The sequence below is a fragment of the Rufibacter sp. JT3400010 genome (assembly GCF_054956755.1).
In genome coordinates, this window is sequence record NZ_JBUDXA010000005.1 from 286,475 (window position 1) to 307,833 (window position 21,359).

General features: G+C 48.9%; 17 protein-coding genes. 10 read left to right on the forward strand and 7 right to left on the reverse strand.

Annotation, left to right across the window (positions count from 1 at the left end; translation table 11 throughout):
- The first annotated feature begins 57 nt into the window (after nt 1–57).
- The 3 genes from ACY0JR_RS07625 (at nt 58) to ACY0JR_RS07635 (ending at nt 3,895) form a co-directional block, all read left to right on the forward strand.
- Nucleotides 58–1,110, forward strand: a complete 1,053-nt coding sequence (locus ACY0JR_RS07625; protein ID WP_462633349.1) for a T9SS type A sorting domain-containing protein — start codon at nt 58–60, stop codon at nt 1,108–1,110.
- A gap of 184 nt (nt 1,111–1,294) precedes the next feature.
- Nucleotides 1,295–3,199 (forward strand): M1 family aminopeptidase, encoded by a 1,905-nt coding sequence (locus tag ACY0JR_RS07630; RefSeq protein WP_462633350.1) that lies wholly within the window; start codon nt 1,295–1,297, stop codon nt 3,197–3,199.
- 225 nt (nt 3,200–3,424) lie between these two features.
- Entirely contained in the window at nt 3,425–3,895 is a 471-nt protein-coding gene (locus ACY0JR_RS07635; protein WP_462633351.1) for a hypothetical protein, read from the forward strand.
- A 124-nt stretch (nt 3,896–4,019) separates the two neighbouring features.
- Here ACY0JR_RS07635 and ACY0JR_RS07640 read toward each other — a convergent pair whose 3' ends face one another.
- Complete coding sequence (locus ACY0JR_RS07640) at nt 4,020–4,448, reverse strand: DUF2147 domain-containing protein (protein ID WP_462633352.1); 429 nt, start codon at nt 4,446–4,448, stop codon at nt 4,020–4,022.
- A 118-nt stretch (nt 4,449–4,566) separates the two neighbouring features.
- Here ACY0JR_RS07640 and ACY0JR_RS07645 point away from each other — a divergent pair, with 118 nt between their 5' ends.
- Nucleotides 4,567–4,944, forward strand: coding sequence for a hypothetical protein (locus ACY0JR_RS07645; RefSeq protein WP_462633353.1), 378 nt, complete (start codon nt 4,567–4,569; stop codon nt 4,942–4,944).
- A 925-nt stretch (nt 4,945–5,869) separates the two neighbouring features.
- Here the strand turns inward: ACY0JR_RS07645 and ACY0JR_RS07650 are convergent.
- Complete coding sequence (locus ACY0JR_RS07650; RefSeq protein WP_462633354.1) at nt 5,870–6,475, reverse strand: C40 family peptidase; 606 nt, start codon at nt 6,473–6,475, stop codon at nt 5,870–5,872.
- A 126-nt stretch (nt 6,476–6,601) separates the two neighbouring features.
- On the opposite strand from ACY0JR_RS07650, the gene ACY0JR_RS07655 reads away from it, so the two are divergent.
- On the forward strand, nt 6,602–8,404 hold the full coding sequence (locus ACY0JR_RS07655) for a M61 family metallopeptidase (protein WP_462633355.1): 1,803 nt from the start codon (nt 6,602–6,604) through the stop codon (nt 8,402–8,404).
- A gap of 583 nt (nt 8,405–8,987) precedes the next feature.
- Here ACY0JR_RS07655 and ACY0JR_RS07660 read toward each other — a convergent pair.
- Nucleotides 8,988–10,937: a KUP/HAK/KT family potassium transporter gene (locus ACY0JR_RS07660; protein WP_462633356.1), complete on the reverse strand. Its 1,950-nt coding sequence runs from the start codon at nt 10,935–10,937 to the stop codon at nt 8,988–8,990.
- 372 nt (nt 10,938–11,309) lie between these two features.
- On the opposite strand from ACY0JR_RS07660, the gene ACY0JR_RS07665 reads away from it, so the two are divergent.
- Nucleotides 11,310–11,729 carry a hypothetical protein gene (locus tag ACY0JR_RS07665; RefSeq protein ID WP_462633357.1) on the forward strand — a complete coding sequence of 140 codons (420 nt, stop codon included), beginning with the start codon at nt 11,310–11,312 and terminating at the stop codon, nt 11,727–11,729.
- Nucleotides 11,730–11,843: 114 nt separating this feature from the next.
- On the opposite strand, the gene ACY0JR_RS07670 is transcribed toward ACY0JR_RS07665, so the two are convergent.
- From ACY0JR_RS07670 to ACY0JR_RS07680, 3 genes are all read right to left on the reverse strand, one after another.
- On the reverse strand, nt 11,844–12,467 hold the full coding sequence (locus tag ACY0JR_RS07670; RefSeq protein ID WP_462633358.1) for an FKBP-type peptidyl-prolyl cis-trans isomerase: 624 nt from the start codon (nt 12,465–12,467) through the stop codon (nt 11,844–11,846).
- Between the two features lie 105 nt (nt 12,468–12,572).
- Entirely contained in the window at nt 12,573–12,701 is a 129-nt protein-coding gene (locus tag ACY0JR_RS07675) for a hypothetical protein (protein ID WP_462633359.1), read from the reverse strand.
- Between the two features lie 390 nt (nt 12,702–13,091).
- The gene (locus ACY0JR_RS07680; protein WP_462633360.1) at nt 13,092–16,502 is read right to left on the reverse strand and encodes a methylmalonyl-CoA mutase family protein; all 3,411 of its coding nucleotides are present in this window, start codon (nt 16,500–16,502) and stop codon (nt 13,092–13,094) included.
- A gap of 190 nt (nt 16,503–16,692) precedes the next feature.
- Here ACY0JR_RS07680 and ACY0JR_RS07685 point away from each other — a divergent pair, with 190 nt between their 5' ends.
- Nucleotides 16,693–17,334 carry a trimeric intracellular cation channel family protein gene (locus ACY0JR_RS07685; RefSeq protein WP_462633361.1) on the forward strand — a complete coding sequence of 214 codons (642 nt, stop codon included), beginning with the start codon at nt 16,693–16,695 and terminating at the stop codon, nt 17,332–17,334.
- 60 nt (nt 17,335–17,394) lie between these two features.
- Here ACY0JR_RS07685 and ACY0JR_RS07690 read toward each other — a convergent pair whose 3' ends face one another.
- On the reverse strand, nt 17,395–17,958 hold the full coding sequence (locus ACY0JR_RS07690) for a DUF1003 domain-containing protein (protein WP_462633362.1): 564 nt from the start codon (nt 17,956–17,958) through the stop codon (nt 17,395–17,397).
- 231 nt (nt 17,959–18,189) lie between these two features.
- Here ACY0JR_RS07690 and lepA point away from each other — a divergent pair, with 231 nt between their 5' ends.
- The 3 genes from lepA to ACY0JR_RS07705 all read left to right on the forward strand — a co-directional run bounded on the left by lepA (nt 18,190) and on the right by ACY0JR_RS07705 (nt 21,351).
- Entirely contained in the window at nt 18,190–19,977 is a 1,788-nt protein-coding gene (gene lepA, locus ACY0JR_RS07695) for a translation elongation factor 4 (RefSeq protein ID WP_462633363.1), read from the forward strand.
- An 84-nt stretch (nt 19,978–20,061) separates the two neighbouring features.
- Nucleotides 20,062–20,541 carry a c-type cytochrome gene (locus ACY0JR_RS07700; RefSeq protein WP_462633364.1) on the forward strand — a complete coding sequence of 160 codons (480 nt, stop codon included), beginning with the start codon at nt 20,062–20,064 and terminating at the stop codon, nt 20,539–20,541.
- A gap of 78 nt (nt 20,542–20,619) precedes the next feature.
- On the forward strand, nt 20,620–21,351 hold the full coding sequence (locus tag ACY0JR_RS07705) for a DUF4184 family protein (protein ID WP_462633365.1): 732 nt from the start codon (nt 20,620–20,622) through the stop codon (nt 21,349–21,351).
- Nucleotides 21,352–21,359 lie beyond the last annotated feature (8 nt).

The following is a 21,359-nucleotide window of genomic DNA, read 5'->3' on the forward strand; positions in this document are numbered from 1 at the left end:
CGGTAATATTGTATGAACCAATCATATAGCTACCTCTAAATTACAATAATTATGAAAATGAAACAATACCTAACCGTTGGCTTGAGTTCTTTCCTGATGCTGGGAGGCGTTTCTTTTGCGCCGGCGCAGGCACAGACAAAAGAAACCGCCAAAGCTGCCCCAGCCCGGCAAGCCAAGGTGAAGATACTGAAGCAGGAAGGAGATACCCATTACGTGCTGGACACCACGCTGACCATAGCCGAAGGATCTTCTCTGGAAGAGGCCGTTAAGAAGTTGAAAGACACCGATGATTTCAAGAGTTTAGGAGCCAAGCCCCTCAAAACACTGCCTTCGTCAACTGCCAAAGGTTTTGATGTAATCCGGTATTTCCCTTCCTTGGAACAGGACTCCGTAAGAGCCATCGTTTTTAAAAGAGCGTTGTCAGATACGGCCCTTACCCATATCAAAGGGATTTCCATTATAAGAGCGCATCCGCTTGGTGATTCCCTCAGGGGGAAGGCCCGCACCATTCATATTTACGCAGATTCGGGTAGGGGACAAGTAGCCGTTACGGTAGATTCACTGTTCAGGAACCACCGGTTTTTCAGGGTAGACAGTACCTTGAGGCCCTCCCTAGATTCTGTCTTTAGCAATGAAACCATTCGCGTTGAGAAAGACAGTGCCACCGGCGAAATAAAAGTGACCAGACTCCGGAAAGGCAGTGCCCCCGAAATCATAGAAACCGGTGATTTCAACGTCATCCGGTTCAAAAACGGAAACCAGAACCGCATCATCTTCATCAATCCGGCCCATGCTGTTACAGCAGAAGCTGCAACAACAGGAAAGAAAGGCAAGAAGAAAGAGACAGGAGCCGTGTCGCAGTTGGAACTGAAGCTTTCGCCCAACCCCACCAATGGGGAGGTGAATGTGGCCTTCTTTTCGCAAAAGAAGGCAAAAGCGCAGCTTAAAATAGTAGACAGCCAGGCAAGAACGGTGTACCAGGAAGACTTGGGGAACGTACAGGGGCAATTCTCCAGGAAGTTATCTCTGAGCCAATACGGCAGGGGCGTGTACGTAGTCCAAGTTCAGGTGGGGAAAACGATGCAGTCTGGCAAAGTAGTGGTGCAGTAGCTCTAAGACACCTGGGAAAGCAGAAGGCCTGGAAATAATTTTCAGGCCTTTTTCACGTTCCTACACTACTTCTCTTTCCGCCTGCAACGTATAGCTTTCTATGAAAATACGTATACCTACCATTTTCTCAATTCAACCTTTAAAGCAAGAGATACTTCTCCTGATAATCTGTCTGATAGGGGGGATGAGTTACAGTTGGGCTCAAAGCAAAGAAGTGCATCCCTGCGCGGCTTCCCGGCTACATTCCAGTCCTCTGGTATTAGCCGATGGCATTACGTCTCTGCCCCACCGGGAACGCATGCGGCAGTATGACCTGCACTGGTATAAACTGGATCTGGCGCTGGAAAGAAATTCACTGGACATCAGCGGCAACGTGATTCTGTACGCCTCAGCCCTGCAAAACAACTTAACCGAATTTGCCTTTGAACTGCACCCCAACTTCACCATCCAGCAGGTATTAGCAGACGGAGTTCCCTGTACTTTCCGCCGTACTGATAGCGAAGTGATAGCGGTGCTGCCGTCCGTTAAAGCTAGACAAGCCAGGTTTCAGGTGCAGGTATTCTACGCGGGGAGAGCACCCACTGGCGCCAACGCAGCCATAGGAAACGGTTTCAATACGGCCATTGCCCAACCCTGGGGACAACAGGTTGCCTGGAGTTTGAGCGAGCCTTTTGCGGCTTCAGAATGGTTTCCGTGCAAGCAGCTATTGGAAGACAAGGCAGATTCGGTGGAGGTTTGGGTGACCACGGATGTTTCGAATAAAGTGGGCTCCAACGGGCTCTTACAACGGGTTACCCCGCTGCCGAACCAGAAACACCGCTATGAGTGGAAGTCCAACTATCCCATTGCCTACTACCTTATCTCAGTGGCGGTGGGGCAATATGAAGAGTATTCGTATCAGGTGTCTGTGCCCGGGGCGCCTAAACCTGTGTTGGTACAGAACTATGTCTACCCGCAGGCACTTTCCACGTTCAGAACCGAACTTGACCGCACCGGGCAGTTCATGCAGCTATTCTCCGAATTATATGGCGTCTACCCGTTTCATCAGGAGAAATACGGGCACAGCATGGCCCCCATTGGCGGCGGCATGGAACACCAGACCATGACCACGCAGTCTACCTTTGAATTCACCCTTACTGCCCATGAACTAGCCCACCAATGGTGGGGCGATGAAGTGACCTGCCAAGACTGGAGCCACATCTGGTTAAACGAAGGTTTCGCCTCTTACAGCGAGTTGTTAGCTATTGAGCGGCTTCTGCCCTCTGAAAGATTGAACTGGCTGAACCGAGCTGTGCAGGGTGCCCTTAGTCAACCGCAGGGTTCTGTGTTTGTGAAAGACAGCACCAATGTGTCACGTATCTTCAGTTCTGCCCTCACCTACAGGAAAGGCGCTCTGGTCTTGCACATGTTGCGGCACACCTTGCAGAACGATGCCTTATTTCTCCAGGCCTTACAGGCTTATCGGCAAGAATATCGCTACAAGGTGGCAGATACCCGAGATTTCCAAAAAGTAGTGGAACGCGTAAGCGGGCGCTCCCTGCAGTATTTCTTTGACCAATGGGTGTACGGTGAAGGCTTCCCAATTTTCGATGTGGCCTGGGCGCAGCAGGGGAATCAGGTGTACCTTAGAAGCCGGCAGTCTTCCTCCAGCCTGGCAACCTCTTTCTTCAAAACAGAAGTGGAATACCGCATTAGAACCTCAGTGAAAGACACCGTGGTTCTGGTGCAACAAGACCAATCTCTAGAAGATTATCGGTTTACCGTTTCCGGGGAAGTGCTGAGTATTGAAGTAGACCCAAATCAATGGCTGCTGGAAGCGGTAAATACGATTGCAAACGATGCTTCCCTGATTCCGCCAGAAACGGGAACGGTTCAAATCTACCCCAATCCCACGTTGGGCGAAGTAAATTTAAAAGGAGGGGGCAGCGTACCTGAGCAAATCTCTATTTATGATATGCTGGGCAGGCATGTCAGGACGTTTGTCCCGGCAGGTCGCTCGTTTTCCATAGCAGACTTAGGTGCAGGCACCTATTTTCTGAAGCTGAAACAAGGCGAAACGTTCACCCAATTCCGAATTTTGAAGCTATAATAATATTATTCTTATTTTTTGATTGGTTTTTGCCAACAAAAGTTAAGTTTATCAGTTTAAAGCTTTGCAAGTTCTTCTGAACTGCTTCTTTGCCGTATTCATGCTGTTTTCCTGAAATTACCTTCAAAACAGTCTTTATTGGGGTTTAAAAATCTTCCTGAAAACAGGTTGTTTGCTCCGTCTTTACTAGAAACTAAATGATTGTATCACATAAAAGCATTGTCTATGACTACTGAAACTACCCTTGACCTAGAAATAAAGCATAGGTTACTAGACGAGTGTTTGCGTCAGCAAACAGACTTTGTAGACCACGCCAGGCAAGCCATGGAAGAAGCCCAGTCCAGCGCCAATGAAAGCCAGGGAGCTATTGAAGACAAGTTTGAGTCCTTCAGGGAGGCCTGCCACATTCAGCGCGATATGTTTGCCAAGCAGTTAGATGAAGCCATCGGGAAACTGAGCATCTTGAAAAGGATTGTGCGCAACAAGGTGAACGAAGATGTTTCCCTGGGTTCCATTGTCCGGACAGATGCCCAGAACTATTTCATCTCGGTGAGTTTGGGGGAGATTAACATTGACGGCGAGAAATACTTCGCCATTTCGGCGGCATCGCCGGTGTTTCAGGCCATGGCCGGTAAAACCAAAGGCGAGTCTTTCACCTTCAGAGACAAAAAAATCACCATCCTAGACCTTTACTAAAGAGCGGCAAGCGTCCAGAATTCAGAACGGGGTTCCTCCATCGTTTCTGGAAATCGGGCTTAAAAGCAGAGCGGGAACCTTACTACAGGTTCCCGCTCTGCTTTTAAGCCCCAGGTGTTTCTGATTATTGTACCCTTGTCCAGGTCTGGGAGCGCCCAATCAATGAAATGCCTATGTAGCCTTTCACTTCCAGTTTGTCATTGTTGAGCACTTTCATGTAAGAGGAATAGGTCTTGCCAGATTTTGGATCATAGATAGTTCCGTCATCCCACTTGTTGCTTTCCACCGGCGAAAAGTTCTTCAGGAAAACCAAACCCATGATAGGCCGTTTCTGCAGTTTGGGGTCGGGATTGAATTGATCCAGTTTGGGTTTGCCGTCTCTGTTAGGTTCTTTCAGCCAGATGATTTTGCCGCAGAGTTTATCGCCGCATTGGTAGATTTCAAAGCGGGCTTCTTTCTCTTCGTTGGTCCAGATACCAATAGGAGATTTTTTCTGTGCCCAACCCAGAGTGGAAAGGCAGAGGAAAAGGGCTAACAAAAAGATGTTTTTCATACGTGTTGCTGTTTGAGAGTTATTGGTTTACTAAATATAAGCAAATTACTATCCAAAAAAATTCTGGGGTAAAAGTTTCTCCTGCAAAGTATTAATACGGACTCTTAACCGAAGTTCAATGCGAAAATGGCTCCTGATCCTGCAAGGAATTTACTACGCGTTTACCGGTATTTGGCCTCTGTGGCACATGCCCAGTTTTCTGGCCGTGACCGGACCTAAAAACGAAGTCTGGCTGGTGGTTACGGTGGGAATTCTGGTGTTAACAATTGGAGCGGCGCTTCTGGTAGCGGCCTTTCAGGCGAAAGAGGAGCGGAGCCCGCAACTGTTGGGGTTCTTTAGTGCCGTTGGCTTAGGAGCAGTAGATGTGCGCTATGCCCTCCATGAAGTAATCCTGGATATCTACCTGTTAGATGCCGCGGCAGAGTTTCTGTTGGCCCTGGCCTGGATATGGGTTTTCTTCAAAAATCCCGATTCTGACACCCAGAAAAAAACATGAATTTTTTCAGCAAACCTTTTGAACTATCCTTCCGTTTTTTAACTTTATAAAACGGAAGCGAGTGCTCCGGGCCTCTCTAGCAAACCCATAAATTATTTGGCGCAGCGGATGGGTTTATGTCGGACTTAAAGAAAGGAGGTAAAAGTGTCTAATCCCAGTAAAAATGTATTAAGCCTAGCTCATGTGTCAACCGTTAACCGTGTTGAAGCTTGCTAACTAGACTTTGTCTACTGGCGAATCCGGCATGAGGTAGCCCATGCGACTGAGAGGCAGTTCTCTTTCGTGTCGCTTGATACCATTTCAAAGGATTCCGTACCCGGCTACTGCAGTGGCCGGGTATTTTTTTGCCCTTTTATTTCTAGCCTGGAAGATTATATACTGTCCTTCAGAACGTTAGGTTTTGGATTTAAGGAATTTTTTCAGATCTACTCCGGCTGTAAGTGCCTGAAATAATGCAGAAACCAGTTTGGGGTTCACCACCACGTGAGTAGAATTGGAGAATTCTGAATTACGTGGCTTAGGTTAACTTCAAGAATAGAGTGAAATACCATACAGACGCACCCTTGCTTCTATGGCTCTTTCAACTGATAGGTAGACGCTCCTAGTCTGATTTTCTCGCTCGCCTCTGGCGAGTGTGAGCAACGTGCGGCGTCCCGCCGCTTTGGATCAATTATTCACAATGAGCAGAGAAACGGCCAGAGGCCGAAGGTTGCTCACACTCGTCAGAGGCGAGCGAGTGTCCTGTTTTAGTTTGTGTTTACTTTTCTAGAACTATTGACGAATACTGTTTTAAGCTGTTCTCATGAAAGTAGACCATAAATACAGGTTTAAAAAATGTTCTGCCCAGGAAAATTTGAGAAGCAGCGCAGCTAAAAACTTTCTAACGTTTACAGCTCACTTTCAGCAAAACGCCTCCAAAACCGAGCTAAAGAATAATCCGCCGGATGTCCAGAAAACGAGCCTGGTATAAGGTGCCTTCCAATTCGCTCACTTTTACGCCGCCGTTGGAAGAGGAATGGACAAACTGCACGGCTTTGGGCGGGTTGGTGATGACAATGCCCACGTGCCCCGGCGTACGGTCTTTCACATCGGTTCCGGTGAAAATGACAAGGTCTCCTTTTTTCGCTTGGCGCACCGGTACGCTTTCGCCCACCTTTGCTTGTAAGGCGGAGCCGTGAGGCACTTCAATCCCGAAATGATTGAACACGTACGTGATAAAGCCCGAGCAGTCAAACCCTTCATCGGTGACGCCGCCGTAGGTGTAGTCCACGCCATAGCGCTGCAGAGCGAAAGCCACCAAACTGTCGGTTTTAGACGCGTAATTTCCTTCCAGAACTCCCAAGGAAGGAGCAGTTGAATTGCCGTCTGGAATTGGTTTTGCCGCGGTTGAGTCATTATGGAAAATGGTGTCTCCGTTGTCCAGACTGGTGCGTTTTCCCTCTGTTCCGGGAAGATTATCTGATGCCCAAAATACCTTGTAGAGGATCAACCCAGAAAGAAGTACGCCAAACAAGAGCCATATTTTTTTCATATTACTTCCTTTGTGCTGCATACGTATTTACCACAGCTTACGGTTATCTGAACGGGGGCTTTGCTTGTTTAAGCCGCTTTTTAGCCGTATTATGCAACTTATTACCAAACTACCCACCCAAACTTTATGCAAAAAAAAATCCATTCCTGGGCAGCGGGAGTGCTTCTGCTAATGGCAGTGGCTTTCTCTTCGGCTGCTTCGGCGGCCCCTAAGATTTCGTACAAACTGTCTATGCCAGAACCGCAGACCCACTACTTTGAGGTAGAAATGCGGCTGGAAGACTTCAGCGGCAAAAACCTGGACGTTACCATGCCTGTATGGGCCCCAGGTTCTTACCTCATCAGAGAGTTTCCTAAAAATGTAGAAGCGTTTGAAGCGTTTGTAGGCTCTTCCAAAGTGGCCTCCAGCAAAACCGACAAGAATACCTGGCGCATAGCTACGGGCGGCAAAGACGTAACTGTGAAGTATAAAGTGTATGCGTTTGAGTTGAGCGTGCGCACCAGTTTCATTGATGTCAGCCACGGCTACCTGAACGGCACCAGCGTATTCATGTACCCCGAAGGCCACAAAGACCTGCCCTCCACGGTAACGGTTGTGCCGTTCCAGGGCTGGAAAAAAGTATCTACCGGGCTTCCGGCAGTAGCGGGTCAGCCGTTCACGTACCGGGCAGAAAACTATGATATCCTGGCAGATTCTCCCATTGAGATTGGAAACCACGAAATTCTTTCCTTCGAAAGCAATGGCGTGAAGCACGAGGTTGCCATGTACGGCGATGCCAATTATGACGCCAAACGTCTCACCGCGGATATGAAAAAAGTGACCGAGGAAGCCGCCAAAGTCTTCGGCGAGCTACCGGTTAACTATTACCTGTTCATTGTCCACAACCTGCAAAGCGGCGGCGGCGGTCTGGAGCACTTGAATTCTACTACCTTACATGCCACCCGCACCGCCTACGGCACCGAGCGTGGCTATGAAGGCTTCCTGAACCTGGTAGCCCACGAGTATTTCCACCTTTGGAACGTGAAGCGCCTGCGCCCTATCGCCTTAGGACCCTTTGACTACAACCAGGAGAACTATTCCAGAATGCTATGGGTGTCTGAGGGATTCACTTCTTACTACGCCGATGTGCTAACAAAACGGGCCGGCTTCACCACGGACCGGGAATACATAGAAAAAATAGCCAGCAACATTACCAGCGTAGAGAATACTCCGGGCAACAAGGTGGTTTCTGCCGCTCAGTCCAGCTTTGACGCCTGGATCAAGCAGTACCGCCCAGATGAAAACTCCTACAACACGCATCTTTCTTACTACAGCAAAGGCGCACTATTAGGTATGCTCTTAGACCTGGAGATCCTGAAAGCCACCAACGGCACCAAAAGCCTGGATGATGCCATGAAAGCCCTGTATGACGAGTACTACAAGAAAAAGAAGCGCGGCTTCACCGATAAAGAATTCCAGCAAGGCATGGAGAAGTTCACCGGCCACTCCCTGGACGACTTCTTCACCAGGTACGTGTACGGCGTAGAAACCCCTGATTACAACGCCTACCTAAACGCCGCCGGCATTACCCTGACTGACGTAAACAAAAACACCAACGAACCTCTCTTGGGCGCCGCCATCTCTACCGCTACCGGCAAACCGGTGGTCACCATTGTGACACGCAACGGCAGCGCTTGGCAGGCTGGCCTCAACGTAAATGATGAGATTATAGGCGTGAACGGTTACCGGGTCACAGATGATATAAACAAGTCCATTCCGGTGTACGCGGTAGGAGACGTGCTAGAACTGGTGGTAAACCGGAGCGGACAGCTAATGATCATACCTGTAACGTTGTTGAAAAACCAGACCCTCAAGTACCAGGCTTCCATGGCACCTTCAGCAACAGACGTCCAGAAGAAAAGTTATCTAAAGTGGACTAGCGCTAAGTAATGTTTTAAGGCTGCTTTTAAGAAAGTAGACCTGAATCACCCCCAACAGAAAGGCCGCTCATGTAGCGGCCTTTCTGTTGGGGGTGGTTTGAAAATTAGACTGGAAACGGTATTGGCCGAGACACGCGCGAAAGCTTCGCATGCAACGAGGTCTTTTAAGGAAGCGGTGTTGCGAATTGAGGCAGAATCAACCTTTCACTCCCTCAAAAGATAAGGCTGATTCAGCGAGCGTTTTTGAGGCTCACGCCTCACTTAAGTTGCAAACTTCCATTCATTTTAGGTCCAAGTCACAGACTTGAACCATGTACAGAGAAGAAAGCAATACATGAACTAGCAGGTGTAAACATCCCCTTCGCCCCTTCAAAGGGGAAGTCTCTGCTACTTTCCCCTTTCCAGTCTTTCCCGAGCGCGCCTCGCGGCCGTGAGCGCATATCGCTAAAGATGAAACAACAAAGCATCTACACCCACGCAATAAGCAGCCGAGCCCAGGGAACAGCAAACTGCATTTATCCGCCAATTTCTTAAAAGAAGCTCGTTTCTAGAAATAAAGGCTAAACCGCAATAATGAACTTAGCTTCAAAAAGCTATTTAATGCGCTTCAGTTCCACTTCCCTCGCTGGTTTTATAATTAAAGGCACCTTTTCAATTTTGACAGAACTGGTATCCAACCCAAACCATTTACCTTCTGAGGTAGTGAATTGCTTGATGTTAAAGTACGACTGCATGATGGTGTTTTCCCAGAAAGGCAGGTCGTTCTCATAACTCAGGAATTTCTCCAGTACCACAAACCGGAAATCCCCAATCAGGTTTTGCTTGTTTAGGGAACTGTAACGGCTGGTAATATCCACCTCTTTGTTTTTCACCAGGTCTTCCACCACCTTTCGGAAGAAGAGGTTAATGCGTTGCTCCACCCTGAAACCGAGGTTAAAGTCAATGCGCACCACATCTTGACTGGCCAATACCTTTACTTTGTATTCCATGGTGTACGGTTCATCAACGGTGTTCACGTGGATGAACCAGTAAATGTCGGCCCGCTTGGGGCGCTTCTGGAAGATGGAATAGATGATCTTAGACTCAATCTCAGAGGTGCGTTCGGCACTGGTCATAAACACCAGGTGCGTAGCGTATTTAGGTATAGACTCATCTTCGCTCAGTTCCCGCAGGGCATTCACGTACTCCGGCAGGTTCACATTCTCCGTTAAACGGCGTTTGATGTAGAATGCCTTGAGCCAGATGTACATCACAGAAATCAGCAGGAAACCAATCAACAATGACACCCATCCGCCGTGCGGAAACTTAATCAGGTTGGCCAGCAGGAAAGAACCTTCAATGGCCAGGTAGACCAGTAAAAAGAGCGATACCCATAGTTTACCCACCCGTTTGGTGATGAGCCAGTAACTTAAAAGGGTAGTGGTCATCAGCATGGTTACCGTGATGGCCAGACCATATGCGGCTTCCATGTTGGTAGATTCCCTGAAATACAGCACCACCCCCACGCAGCCCAGCAAAAGCAATAGGTTGATGCTAGGCACATAGAGCTGGCCTTTCACGTTGGTAGGGTAAATGAGGCGTACTTTGGGCCACATGTTCAGCCGGATGGCTTCGCCGATGAGGGTAAAGGAACCGGTAATAAGCGCCTGGCTGGCAATAACGGCGGCAATGGTGGCAATGATAATCCCGAAGAGCAGGAACCATTCCGGCATGAGCCCATAAAACGGATTCGGGTTGCCCAGCGACACCAGTTCTTTGCCTTCGTACTGCATCAACCATGCCCCTTGCCCGAAGTAATTGAGTAAAAGGCACGTTTTCACAAATACCCAACTGATCCTGATGTTGCCTTTGCCGCAGTGTCCTAAATCTGAATAAAGGGCCTCGGCACCCGTGGTACACAGGAAAACCGCGCCCAAGAGCCAGAACCCACCCGGGTAGTTCACCAGTAAATCATAGGCGTAATACGGGTTCAGGGACTTCAGCACCTCGGGGTGATGCATTACCGAAGCTACTCCCAGCACCGCCAGCATGCTGAACCAGATAAACATAACCGGTCCAAAAGCCTTGCCCACAATCTGCGTCCCGAAACTCTGCAACAGGAACAGGATAACGAGAATCCCGATGACAATGGGCACCGTGGGAATATCTGGATTAAGCAGGAGCAGACCCTCTACGGCCGAGGAAACGGAGATGGGCGGGGTGATCACACCATCGGCGAGCAAGGCGCTTCCTCCCATAATGGCCGGAACGGTAAGCCATTTGGCGTGCCGCCTGACCAAAGCGTACAAAGAAAAGATGCCGCCTTCACCCTTGTTGTCCGCTTGCAGCGTCAGGATCACGTATTTAACGGTGGTTTGCAGCGTCAAGGTCCAGACTACGCAGGAAATACCGCCGTATACCAAGGTGGCATTGATAGGGGTAGAGCCAATGATGGCTTTCATCACGTACAGGGGAGATGTTCCTATATCGCCGTAAATGATTCCTAAGGCAATGAGCAAGCCTGCCCCAGATACTCTCTGCGATGAGTGGTTAGTGTTATTCATTTGTGTTGTCTTGTGAAATTCTGTTGTGGCGTTTTCTCAAACCTAAAGGTTACTTACTGTTCACCTCTCTACTTTCCGTACATCTCTTTCTCAGCGCAAGAAAGCGGGCAAATGTAATAGGTAGACATCAATAATAAATAGAACTAACATTTTATTTTGTCTTGCTCCAGACTGCTTCTGGTTTAGTTATTTAGACTTTATTATATGGAATATTTTTATAGATAATTTACTTTTTTAAATTTTGTTGTGTGTACTTTTGTTAGATTTATTTGGAATAATGCTTTAATGCCTATACATTAGATTAATAGAATATAAACCTGTAAAGTCCCCCAACTTCTACTTTTTATATAAAACTATTAGCAAACCAATTCTATGAATGTGGATGAGTCTGACTATTATGAGGTTTGGGTGGATACTTCTAAAGGAGTGGCGGTATTGACGTGGAAAAAAGACGTTGGTTTAAAAGAGTGTCAACAGGGAATAAGCGTATTGTTTGAGGTCATTAATGCAAATACAATTGGAAAGTGCCTCATCAACACTTCCAAAAGGGCGCATTTATCGGCTGAAGCCGAAGAATGGGAAATAAGTATGTTGCAGGATGAAGAGAACACCTTGGTGCCTAAAGGTTTCCAATTGGCCCTGGTCATGTCTGAGAAAAGGTATGAAGAATTGATTCATGAATATTCTTTGAACAGGGTTTGCAAAATCAACTTACCCATTACCATCAATTACTTTACGCAGCAGGAAGAAGCAATGGACTGGTTGATGGATGAATCAGGCGCTCATTCATAAGACGTTTACAGTCTCTTTTCTTAAAAAGAATTCATAATCGAGAAGACAGGTTTTCTGTATAAAGCACAAGGGGAAAGAACATTAGGTTCTTTCCCCTTGCTGTGAATGTGAAACTTAGTTGTTCACCGTAATTAACTCCACATCAAATATCAACGTTGCGTTAGGTCCAATATCGGCGCCGGCGCCGCGGGAGCCGTAGGCCAGGTTGCTGGGGATAAACAAGCGCCATTTATCGCCTTCTTTCATGAGTTGGAGTGCTTCTGTCCAGCCGGCAATAACACCATTTACCGGGAAAGAAGCGGGTTCGCCGCGCTCATAGGAAGAATCAAACACGGTTCCGTTGATGAGCGTGCCGTGGTAGTGAGTAGTCACGTTTGAATTTCTGGTAGGGGTTTTACCTGAGCCGCTTTCCAGAATCTGGTATTGCAAGCCGCTAGGCAAGGCATGCACTCCTTCTTTTCCTTTGTTTGCTTCCAGAAAAGCTTCCCCTTCTGCTTTGTTCTGCTCGCCAGAGGCACCGGCGGCGGCAGTCTGTTTCTCTTGCATTTGCATCTGTAACTGCATCATAGCCTGCTGCACCTCGTTCTCGTTCAGCTTGGAAGGAGAACCGCCCATGGCTTCTTTCAGCCCGAAAAGCAATGCTTCGGGTTCTACCTCAATGCCTTGCTTGGCAAAATTGGCGGCCATGTCACGGCCAATAATGTAACTAATCTTCTGTGAAAGGTCTTTTAATTCCATAGCATATATTTTGTATGGTAAACATACGGCTTTTGCGCGATTTGGATGGTACTAGAACACAAAACCCCGCCAATGCGGGGTTTCTGGGTGTCTTCACCCAATCTCTTACAGGTACAGATGGATATCTTCGTCAGAAAGATCTAGCGTGATGTTTCCGGGAGAGAGCCACGAGGTTGCCAGAAAGCCGAGGACTCCAATGACTAGAACGGAGGAGATGGTAGTGATAGTTTTCATGGCGTTTATCTTATAAGGTTTATATTTTAAACGTAAAATTATGCCATCTGTTTTACTCCCAGGTAAACGAAGTATTATGCTTCTATTAATTATTAAATAATTGAATAATAGTGATTTGTATCTGACAAATAGGCAAATTTTATAGAATAATATGCGTGTTTAGCAATCCTAAATCAGTTTGCTGTGTTTTTGGTTTCGGGCGAGAATACCATCTGGTTTTCTTAGCAAGTAGAAAGTAAAGTCTATTCCATATATACCCTTATTCAAGGTGAAAAAGCAAAAGAAAAGGAGCCTGCATTTACAGGCTCCTTTTCTGAATATAAGGAATAAATAGTAGGCTACTGTTAGATGTATTACCTCATCTTAAGGCAATTAGCTAAAAGAACCAACTTACATATTTCTGCGGTATTGGCCACCCACAGAGAACAGTGCATTGGTGATCTGACCCAGCGAACAGTATTTAGAGGTTTCCATAATGGCTTCAAAGATGTTGCCGTTCTGCACCGCAATTTCCTGTAATTGCTTCAGCAACACCGGGGTCTTTTGAGCATGGCGGGCATGCAGTTCCTGCAACATGGAAATCTGGTACTGTTTCTCATCCTCAGTTGCCCGAATCACTTCAGACGGAATGACGGTAGGGGAGCCCTGGCTGCTCAGGAAGGTGTTCACGCCAATGATGGGGTATTCTCCAGTGTGTTTCAGTGTCTCGTAGTATAGACTTTCCTCCTGAATTTTGCCGCGCTGGTACATGGTTTCCATGGCACCTAACACGCCACCGCGCTCTGTGATGCGGTCAAACTCCAGCAATACGGCTTCTTCCACCAGATCCGTCAGTTCTTCAATGATGAACGAACCTTGCAGCGGGTTCTCGTTTTTGGCTAAGCCTAACTCACGGTTAATGATGAGTTGAATGGCCATAGCGCGACGAACCGATGCCTCGGTAGGCGTGGTAATGGCCTCATCGTAAGCATTCGTATGCAGGGAATTACAATTGTCGTAAATCGCGTACAAAGCCTGCAAGGTGGTCCGGATGTCGTTGAAGTCGATTTCCTGGGCGTGCAGAGAACGGCCCGAGGTCTGGATGTGGTACTTCAACATCTGCGAACGGGCGTTGGCACCGTACTTCAGCTTCATGGCTTTTGCCCAGATTCTTCTGGCCACGCGGCCAATCACGGCATATTCCGGGTCAATGCCGTTGGAGAAGAAGAAGCTCAGGTTAGGGGCAAACGCGTTAATGTCCATGCCACGGCTCACGTAGTACTCCACAAAGGTGAAGCCGTTGGCCAGCGTAAAGGCCAATTGTGAAATAGGGTTGGCGCCCGCCTCGGCAATGTGGTACCCCGAGATGGACACCGAGTAGAAGTTCCGGATGTTGTGGTTGATGAAGTACTGCTGCACGTCACCCATTAAACGCAGGGAGAACTCCGTGCTGAAAATACAGGTATTCTGGGCCTGGTCTTCCTTCAAGATATCGGCTTGCACCGTACCCCGCACTGAGGCCAGGGTTCTTTCCTTAATCTGGGCATAGACCTCAGCGGGCAACACCTGGTCACCGGTGACACCTAAGAGCATCAGACCCAGACCGTCGTTGCCTTCCGGTAAGTCGCCTTGGTAGGTGGGACGTTTCTGGCCTGATTCCTGGAAAATAGCGTCAATACGGGCGTTTACTTCTTCTTCCAGGCCGTTCTCTTTGATGTAAAGCTCACATTGCTGGTCAATGGCGGCGTTCATGAAGAAGCCCGTGAGAATAGCGGCCGGGCCGTTGATGGTCATGGACACCGAAGTCATGGGGTGGGCCAGGTTGAAGCCGGAGTACAGTTTCTTGGCATCATCCAGGCAGCAGATGCTCACTCCAGAGTTACCTATTTTCCCGTAAATATCGGGGCGCAGATCTGGGTCTTCGCCATACAATGTAACGGAGTCAAAAGCGGTAGATAAGCGTTTGGCCGGTAAGCCTTTACTCACATAATGGAAACGGCGGTTGGTGCGCTCCGGTCCGCCTTCGCCCGCGAACATACGGGTGGGGTCTTCTCCTTCGCGTTTGAACGGGAATACCCCGGCGGTGTACGGGAACTCGCCCGGCACATTCTCCTGGAGGTTCCATTTCAATAAGTCGCCCCAGGCCTGGTAACTTGGTGTGGCTACCTTGGGTATTTTCAGGTGGGAAAGGCTCTCGGTGTGGGTGGCAATCTTCAGGACTTTGTCCCGCACTTTGAACTCGTAGAACTCATTTTTGTACGCCTGGCGTTTCTCGGGCCAAGCCTCCAGCAACTTTTTGTTCTGGCCGTCTAGTCTTAAAGCGGTTTCTTCGTAGGCGTATTCTAACCCTTTAATTAACCGGTCTTTATCTTCTACCTCAATGGCCTGAATGGCTTCAATGGACTGCCGGATGCCGTACAGTTTCTGGGCCACGCTCGCCTGTTCCTGCACCCACTTGTCATAGCTGCGGTTATTCTCGGCAATCTCAGAAAGGTAGCGCGTACGGGCAGGAGGGATGATGTACACTTTTTCTGACATTTCGCCGGTGGCCTGAATCTGGGAGTCAAAATCAACGCCGGTTTTCTCAGAGATCTTCGCCATGACGGCTTTGTACAGGCGGTTCATGCCCGGGTCATTGAACTGCGAAGCGATGGTCCCGAACACCGGAATATCATCGTCGTTTACGTCCCACAACTGGTGGTTGCGCTTGTATTGTTTCTTCACATCGCGCAGCGCGTCCAAAGCACCGCGTTTGTCAAACTTGTTCAGCGCGATGATATCGGCGAAGTCCAGCATGTCAATTTTCTCCAGCTGGGTGGCGGCGCCGTACTCGGGCGTCATCACGTACAGGCTGGCGTCTGAATGCTCAATAATTTCGGTGTCTGACTGGCCAATGCCCGAGGTTTCCAGAATAATCAAGTCAAAGTTGGCGGCTTTCACCACATCTACCGCATCCTGCACGTAGCGGCTCAAGGCCAGGTTGCTCTGGCGGGTAGCCAGTGAGCGCATGTACACACGGCTGTTGCTGATGGCGTTCATCCGGATACGGTCACCAAGCAAGGCGCCGCCGGTTTTCCGCTTAGACGGGTCTACGGAGATGATGGCGATGGTTTTGTCCTGAAAGTCCATGAGGAAACGACGCACCAGCTCATCTACCAACGACGATTTTCCCGCGCCGCCGGTACCGGTAATACCTAATACCGGAGTGCTTACTTGCTGCTGGTTAGCAGTAGATTGTTGGTCAACACCAGAGAGCAATTGCTCTTTTACCCGTGCAAACTCCTCCGGGAAGTTCTCGGCGGCGGAGATCAGGCGGGCAATGGATTTGATGTCTTTTTCTTTCAGGTGCTTTACCTCGCCGTTTAGGTTCTGGCCTGTAGGGAAGTCGCATTTCTCCAGCATGTCGTTGATCATCCCTTGTAAGCCCATGGCACGTCCGTCGTCTGGGGAGTAGATGCGGGCAATGCCATAGCCGTGCAGTTCCTCAATCTCGGTGGGAAGGATCACGCCGCCGCCGCCGCCGAAAATGCGGATATGGCCGCAGCCCCGCTCGTTGAGCAGGTCGTACATGTACTTGAAGTACTCCAGGTGGCCGCCTTGGTAAGAGGTAATGGCAATGGCCTGGGCATCTTCCTGAATAGCGCAATCTACAATCTCCTGCACGGAGCGGTTGTGGCCCAGGTGAATGACCTCAGCGCCGGAAGACTGGATGATGCGGCGCATGATATTAATAGCCGCGTCATGGCCGTCAAACAGAGAAGCGGCGGTGACAATGCGGATGTGGTTAACCGGTTTGTAGGGTTGTACAGTAGTAACTGACATTTGTTAGGTTAGCTAGTGAACGGTATGCGAAAGTACGAATTTTAAGATAGAAAGGGAGAACTACGGAAAACTCTCTATTAGACGGTTTCGGGGGTGCTTTTCCAGAAACAGCCGTAAAATGGCTTTCGTTCAGGAAGGATTGGCCCTGCTACCAAGCTTTTGCGTAGTTTACCATAAAAATAGCTTGTCCATGCCTGAATTTCCCCTGCCAGAGTTACCCGTCTCAGCCCTTATTCCTGTCATTGACATAGCAGGCACGTTTGTGTTCGCCATTAGTGGTACGCTTACGGCGGCCTCTAAAAAGCTTGACCCTTTTGGAGCCAGCGTCATTGCCTTTGTCACGGCGCTGGGCGGCGGAACCCTGCGGGATGTGTTGTTGGATGTACGGCCGGTTTGGGTGCAGGAAGAAAAACTGCTGATCACGGTGTTTGTCTCCGTGATGGTCACGCTCCTATTTCGGAAACAAGTAGAGAAATACCGCAGAACCATGTTCCTGTTCGATACTTTGGGAATTGCCCTGTTCACCATTCTAGGGTTGGAGAAAGCCCTTCGGTTTGGCGTGTCGCCGTTGATCGCGTTGGTGATGGGCGTGGTGACGGCGGTGTTTGGCGGCGTGGTGCGGGACATCCTATGCAATGACATACCGCTAATATTCAGGCGGGAGATCTACGCCACGGCCTGTCTGGCCGGTGGGGTGGCGTATTTGCTGATGCGCCTGGCTCCCGTGCCGGGTGAACTGCCCATGACCGTGGCGGTAGGGATCATCATTCTGATCAGACTCCTGGCCGTGAAGCTGAAGTGGGCTTTCCCAACCCTTGACATAGAGAAATAACTTCCGTTTGCGGCCTATTTCTGGAAATGAGACCGCAAACAGAAACTCGTTGGAGACCGGCTAACTTTTAGCTTTCTCCTTTTCTATGTTCTCCTGGTGGTGTTCCATGGTATCCATTACTTTCTCGGGTTGCACGTCTCGGGCCAGCTCATTAATCTCAGGATCCTGGGCCTCGTTTATTTCCATCTTCTTCGCCATGGCGGTTACCAGCGTGACCAGACGGGTGATTTCGTGCTCCGCTAACAGACTGACTTGTAAATCCAGATCGGCGCGTTTATCAGCTTGGATGTTCATGCGGTTCTGGCTGATGAGCACGAAGGTAGAAAGGAAGATGGCCTCTACAGACGCAAACATGGCCAGCACCACAAACGATTCATCAAACGGCGGAAGGCCCAGCCACCCTAGGTTCCAGGTAATCCAGGTCCCGAACATGAGCAGGTGAAGGACCACAAACAGCATGCTGCCCGTGAATTTGGTCACGTTATCGGAAATCCGTTCAGAAAGAGACCGGGTCATGTCTTCCTGATTGCGGCGGGCCAGTAGCGCTTTGATGTTGCGTTCCACCACCTCGGCCATGTGGCCTTCCGTGCCCCTGAATATTCCATTATCTCTCTTCTCAGCCATGTCCTTTCGTTTAAGCTGTGGATTATACGTCACAGGCGAAAAGTAGAGGAATGAATCAGAGGAAAAAATTGAGAAGCCGTATATGTCTGGAAACATGATGTGGTTTTTACAATCATTTTCCAGAAAACAGCCCAAATCAACTTCAGAAACGTAAAAAATAAGTCCCGGCTCCCCGTTGAACTCCAGAGGCTCGTTTTTCTTTCATATCTTTGTTGATTGTAATCGATTTCTATGAAGAACATCCGCAATTTTTGCATCATTGCGCATATTGACCACGGCAAAAGTACCCTCGCTGACCGTCTGCTGGAGTTTACCTCCTCGGTGACCGAGCGGGAAATGCAGAACCAACTTTTGGATAACATGGACCTGGAGCGGGAACGCGGCATCACCATCAAGAGCCACGCCATCCAGATGAACTACCATTATAAAGGCGAAGACTACGTGCTCAATCTGATTGACACGCCCGGTCACGTGGACTTTAGCTACGAGGTTTCCCGCTCCATTGCCGCCTGCGAAGGCGCTTTGCTCATTGTGGATGCTTCGCAGGGAATTGAGGCCCAGACCATTTCCAACCTGTACCTGGCCATTGGCAATGACCTGGAGATCATCCCGGTTCTGAACAAGATTGACTTGCCGCACGCCATGCCCGAAGAGGTGAGTGACCAGATCATTGACTTGATTGGTTGCGACCGCGAAGACATTATTCATGCCTCGGGAAAAGCGGGTATTGGCATTGAGGAGATTCTGGCGGGTATCTGTGACCGTATTCCAGCCCCTAAAGGTGACCCAGACGCGCCGTTGCAAGCCTTGATCTTTGACTCGGTGTTCAACTCCTACCGCGGTATTGAGGTGTACTTCCGGATCATGAACGGAACCATCAGGAAAGGCGATAAGGTAAAATTCATTGCTACGGGCAAGCAATACGAAGCCGATGAGATTGGCGTGCTCAAACTGAACCAGGAACCCAAGCAGGTTTTGGGCGCTGGAAACGTAGGGTACCTGATTTCTGGTATCAAGAACGCCAAAGAAGTAAAAGTAGGGGATACCATCACCCACGCCGCCAATCCAGACACCATCCAGATCCAAGGGTTTGAAGAAGTGAAGCCCATGGTATTTGCGGGGATTTATCCGGTTGAAACCACCGAGTACGAAGAGTTGCGTTCCTCTATGGAGAAACTGCAGCTGAATGATGCTTCGTTGGTGTGGGAACCGGAGACTTCGGCAGCCCTTGGTTTTGGGTTTCGTTGTGGCTTCCTGGGCATGCTCCACATGGAGATTGTGCAGGAGCGTCTGGAGCGGGAGTTTGACATGACCGTAATCACTACGGTACCTTCTGTGCAGTTCAAAGCGTTCACTACCAAGGACGGCGAAGTAGCAGTAAGTGCTCCGTCTGAAATGCCAGAGCCAAACTTCATTGACCACATTGAGGAGCCGTTCATCAAAGCCCAGATTATCTCCAAAGCCGAATTCATCGGCCCCATTATCTCACTTTGTATGGACAAACGTGGCATTCTGAAAGCCCAGAACTTCCTGACCTCTGACAGAGTGGAGCTAATCTTTGAGATGCCGCTGGCCGAGATTGTATTTGACTTCTTTGATAAACTAAAGACCATCAGCCGCGGCTATGCCTCTTTGGACTACGAACTAATCGGCTTCCGTGAATCTTACATGGTGAAGTTAGACATCATGCTCAACGGGGAGAAGGTAGATGCGCTGTCTGCCATTGTGCACCGTGACAAAGCCTATGACTGGGGCAAGCGTCTGTGCGAGAAACTAAGAGAGTTGCTGCCGCGTCAAATGTTTGAGATTGCCATTCAGGCTGCCATTGGGCAGAAAATCATTGCTCGTGAAACCGTTAAAGCTTTGCGGAAGAACGTATTGGCTAAGTGCTACGGCGGGGATATTTCCCGTAAGCGGAAGCTCCTGGAAAAGCAGAAGAAAGGGAAGAAGCGTATGCGCCAGGTGGGTAACGTGGAAATTCCGCAGGAAGCGTTCCTGGCGGTTCTGAAATTAGACTGATTTTCAAACCCGGTGCCCAGGCACCGGGTTTTTTGTTTAGTTTAGGGCCGATGGATTATCATGTCACCCCTAGAACAATCTTCCATGTTTGAAAGGCAAGTACAAGTTATTAGATGGCTTTTATGGAGTAGCACTTGTTTGCTGACGGGAATTGTAGTTTACCTAAGTTTAGGATTCACGTTTGATCAAGATTTGATTCAGGCCTATGAACGGGAGCCTTTTGGATGCGCCACTATTGATGAAGAACCTTTTGCTTGTTTTGTCATTCCAGAAGAAGTAATCAAAAATGAAACGGGCAGAGCTCTTTATAAGAGTAATTGTGTTCAGTGCCATGACTTTCAAACACAAGTAATTGGTCCGCCACTAGCGGGCGTCCAGCATCGTCATTCAAAAGAGTGGTTGCGGAGTTTTGTGCTCAATTCATCAGAAATGGTCCAGAAGAAGGATTCAGCAGCTGTCGCTTTGTATGAACTGTATGGAAAGCAACAAATGCCTGCTTTTGCTTTTTCTACCGCAGAAGTAGACTCACTCCTGGGGTATATAGCAGATCAGCCGTTTGATTAACTTTCATCCAGTAATCGCGGACAAGGATCGATTATCCAGTAGAGTTTCAGCTCTATCATGTTGTAGTAAACTAGACCCATGCCTTTCACTTTCTCCCATCCAGCGGTCATACTTCCTTTCAAAAATGCATCGGGTACTAGAGTTTCCCTGACGGCGCTGGCATTGGGGAGCATGGCCCCCGATTTTGAGTTCTTTTTCAGAATGAGGGCCGAAACAGACATCAGCCACACCTTGAAGGGCATCTTTCTGTTTGACATTCCGGTGGTGCTGGTTATGGCCATTCTCTACCATTACTGGGTGAGAAATCCTTTGATAGACCATCTGCCGTCTTTTCTACGCAACCGGTTTACGGTATACCAAAGCTTTGACTGGCTGGCCTACTTGCGGGAGAACTGGCTGGTAGTGATCTCCTCCGCCTTTCTGGGGACAGTGACGCATTTCCTATGTGATGACTTCACCCACCATTACGGCTGGACGGCCAATAACTTTTCCCTCCTAAGCTCAACGTATAAGCTAGCGGGGCACTCCATACCCGGGTACGACATTCTGCAATACCTCAGCAGTTTAGTATTGGGCATTTTCCTGGTGGTGGAAGCTTTCAAATTGCCTCTTGCTTCCAAAGAGGGGCTGCAATCTACGTTCTTTCTTTTCTGGGGAATAGTCCTGCTCATCATGGCACCTACCTTTATTCTCAGATTTGCCATCAAAGACCGGGAAATGACCATGGATGATACCATCATGACCGCCATAGCTGCCGGGTTGCTGGGCTTACTTGGTGCCACTTCGTTCACAAACTTCTCTAAGAAGTAGTTTTTTCT

Coding starts and splice junctions, on each gene's coding strand:
- ACY0JR_RS07625 (WP_462633349.1), top strand. CDS start 58: ATGAAACAATACCTAACCGTTGGCTTGAGTTCTTTCCTGATGCTGGGA.
- ACY0JR_RS07630 (WP_462633350.1), top strand. CDS start 1,295: ATGAGTTACAGTTGGGCTCAAAGCAAAGAAGTGCATCCCTGCGCGGCT.
- ACY0JR_RS07635 (WP_462633351.1), top strand. CDS start 3,425: ATGACTACTGAAACTACCCTTGACCTAGAAATAAAGCATAGGTTACTA.
- ACY0JR_RS07640 (WP_462633352.1), bottom strand. CDS start 4,448: ATGAAAAACATCTTTTTGTTAGCCCTTTTCCTCTGCCTTTCCACTCTG.
- ACY0JR_RS07645 (WP_462633353.1), top strand. CDS start 4,567: ATGCGAAAATGGCTCCTGATCCTGCAAGGAATTTACTACGCGTTTACC.
- ACY0JR_RS07650 (WP_462633354.1), bottom strand. CDS start 6,475: ATGAAAAAAATATGGCTCTTGTTTGGCGTACTTCTTTCTGGGTTGATC.
- ACY0JR_RS07655 (WP_462633355.1), top strand. CDS start 6,602: ATGCAAAAAAAAATCCATTCCTGGGCAGCGGGAGTGCTTCTGCTAATG.
- ACY0JR_RS07660 (WP_462633356.1), bottom strand. CDS start 10,937: ATGAATAACACTAACCACTCATCGCAGAGAGTATCTGGGGCAGGCTTG.
- ACY0JR_RS07665 (WP_462633357.1), top strand. CDS start 11,310: ATGAATGTGGATGAGTCTGACTATTATGAGGTTTGGGTGGATACTTCT.
- ACY0JR_RS07670 (WP_462633358.1), bottom strand. CDS start 12,467: ATGGAATTAAAAGACCTTTCACAGAAGATTAGTTACATTATTGGCCGT.
- ACY0JR_RS07675 (WP_462633359.1), bottom strand. CDS start 12,701: ATGAAAACTATCACTACCATCTCCTCCGTTCTAGTCATTGGAGTCCTC.
- ACY0JR_RS07680 (WP_462633360.1), bottom strand. CDS start 16,502: ATGTCAGTTACTACTGTACAACCCTACAAACCGGTTAACCACATCCGC.
- ACY0JR_RS07685 (WP_462633361.1), top strand. CDS start 16,693: ATGCCTGAATTTCCCCTGCCAGAGTTACCCGTCTCAGCCCTTATTCCT.
- ACY0JR_RS07690 (WP_462633362.1), bottom strand. CDS start 17,958: ATGGCTGAGAAGAGAGATAATGGAATATTCAGGGGCACGGAAGGCCAC.
- lepA (WP_462633363.1), top strand. CDS start 18,190: ATGAAGAACATCCGCAATTTTTGCATCATTGCGCATATTGACCACGGC.
- ACY0JR_RS07700 (WP_462633364.1), top strand. CDS start 20,062: ATGTTTGAAAGGCAAGTACAAGTTATTAGATGGCTTTTATGGAGTAGC.
- ACY0JR_RS07705 (WP_462633365.1), top strand. CDS start 20,620: ATGCCTTTCACTTTCTCCCATCCAGCGGTCATACTTCCTTTCAAAAAT.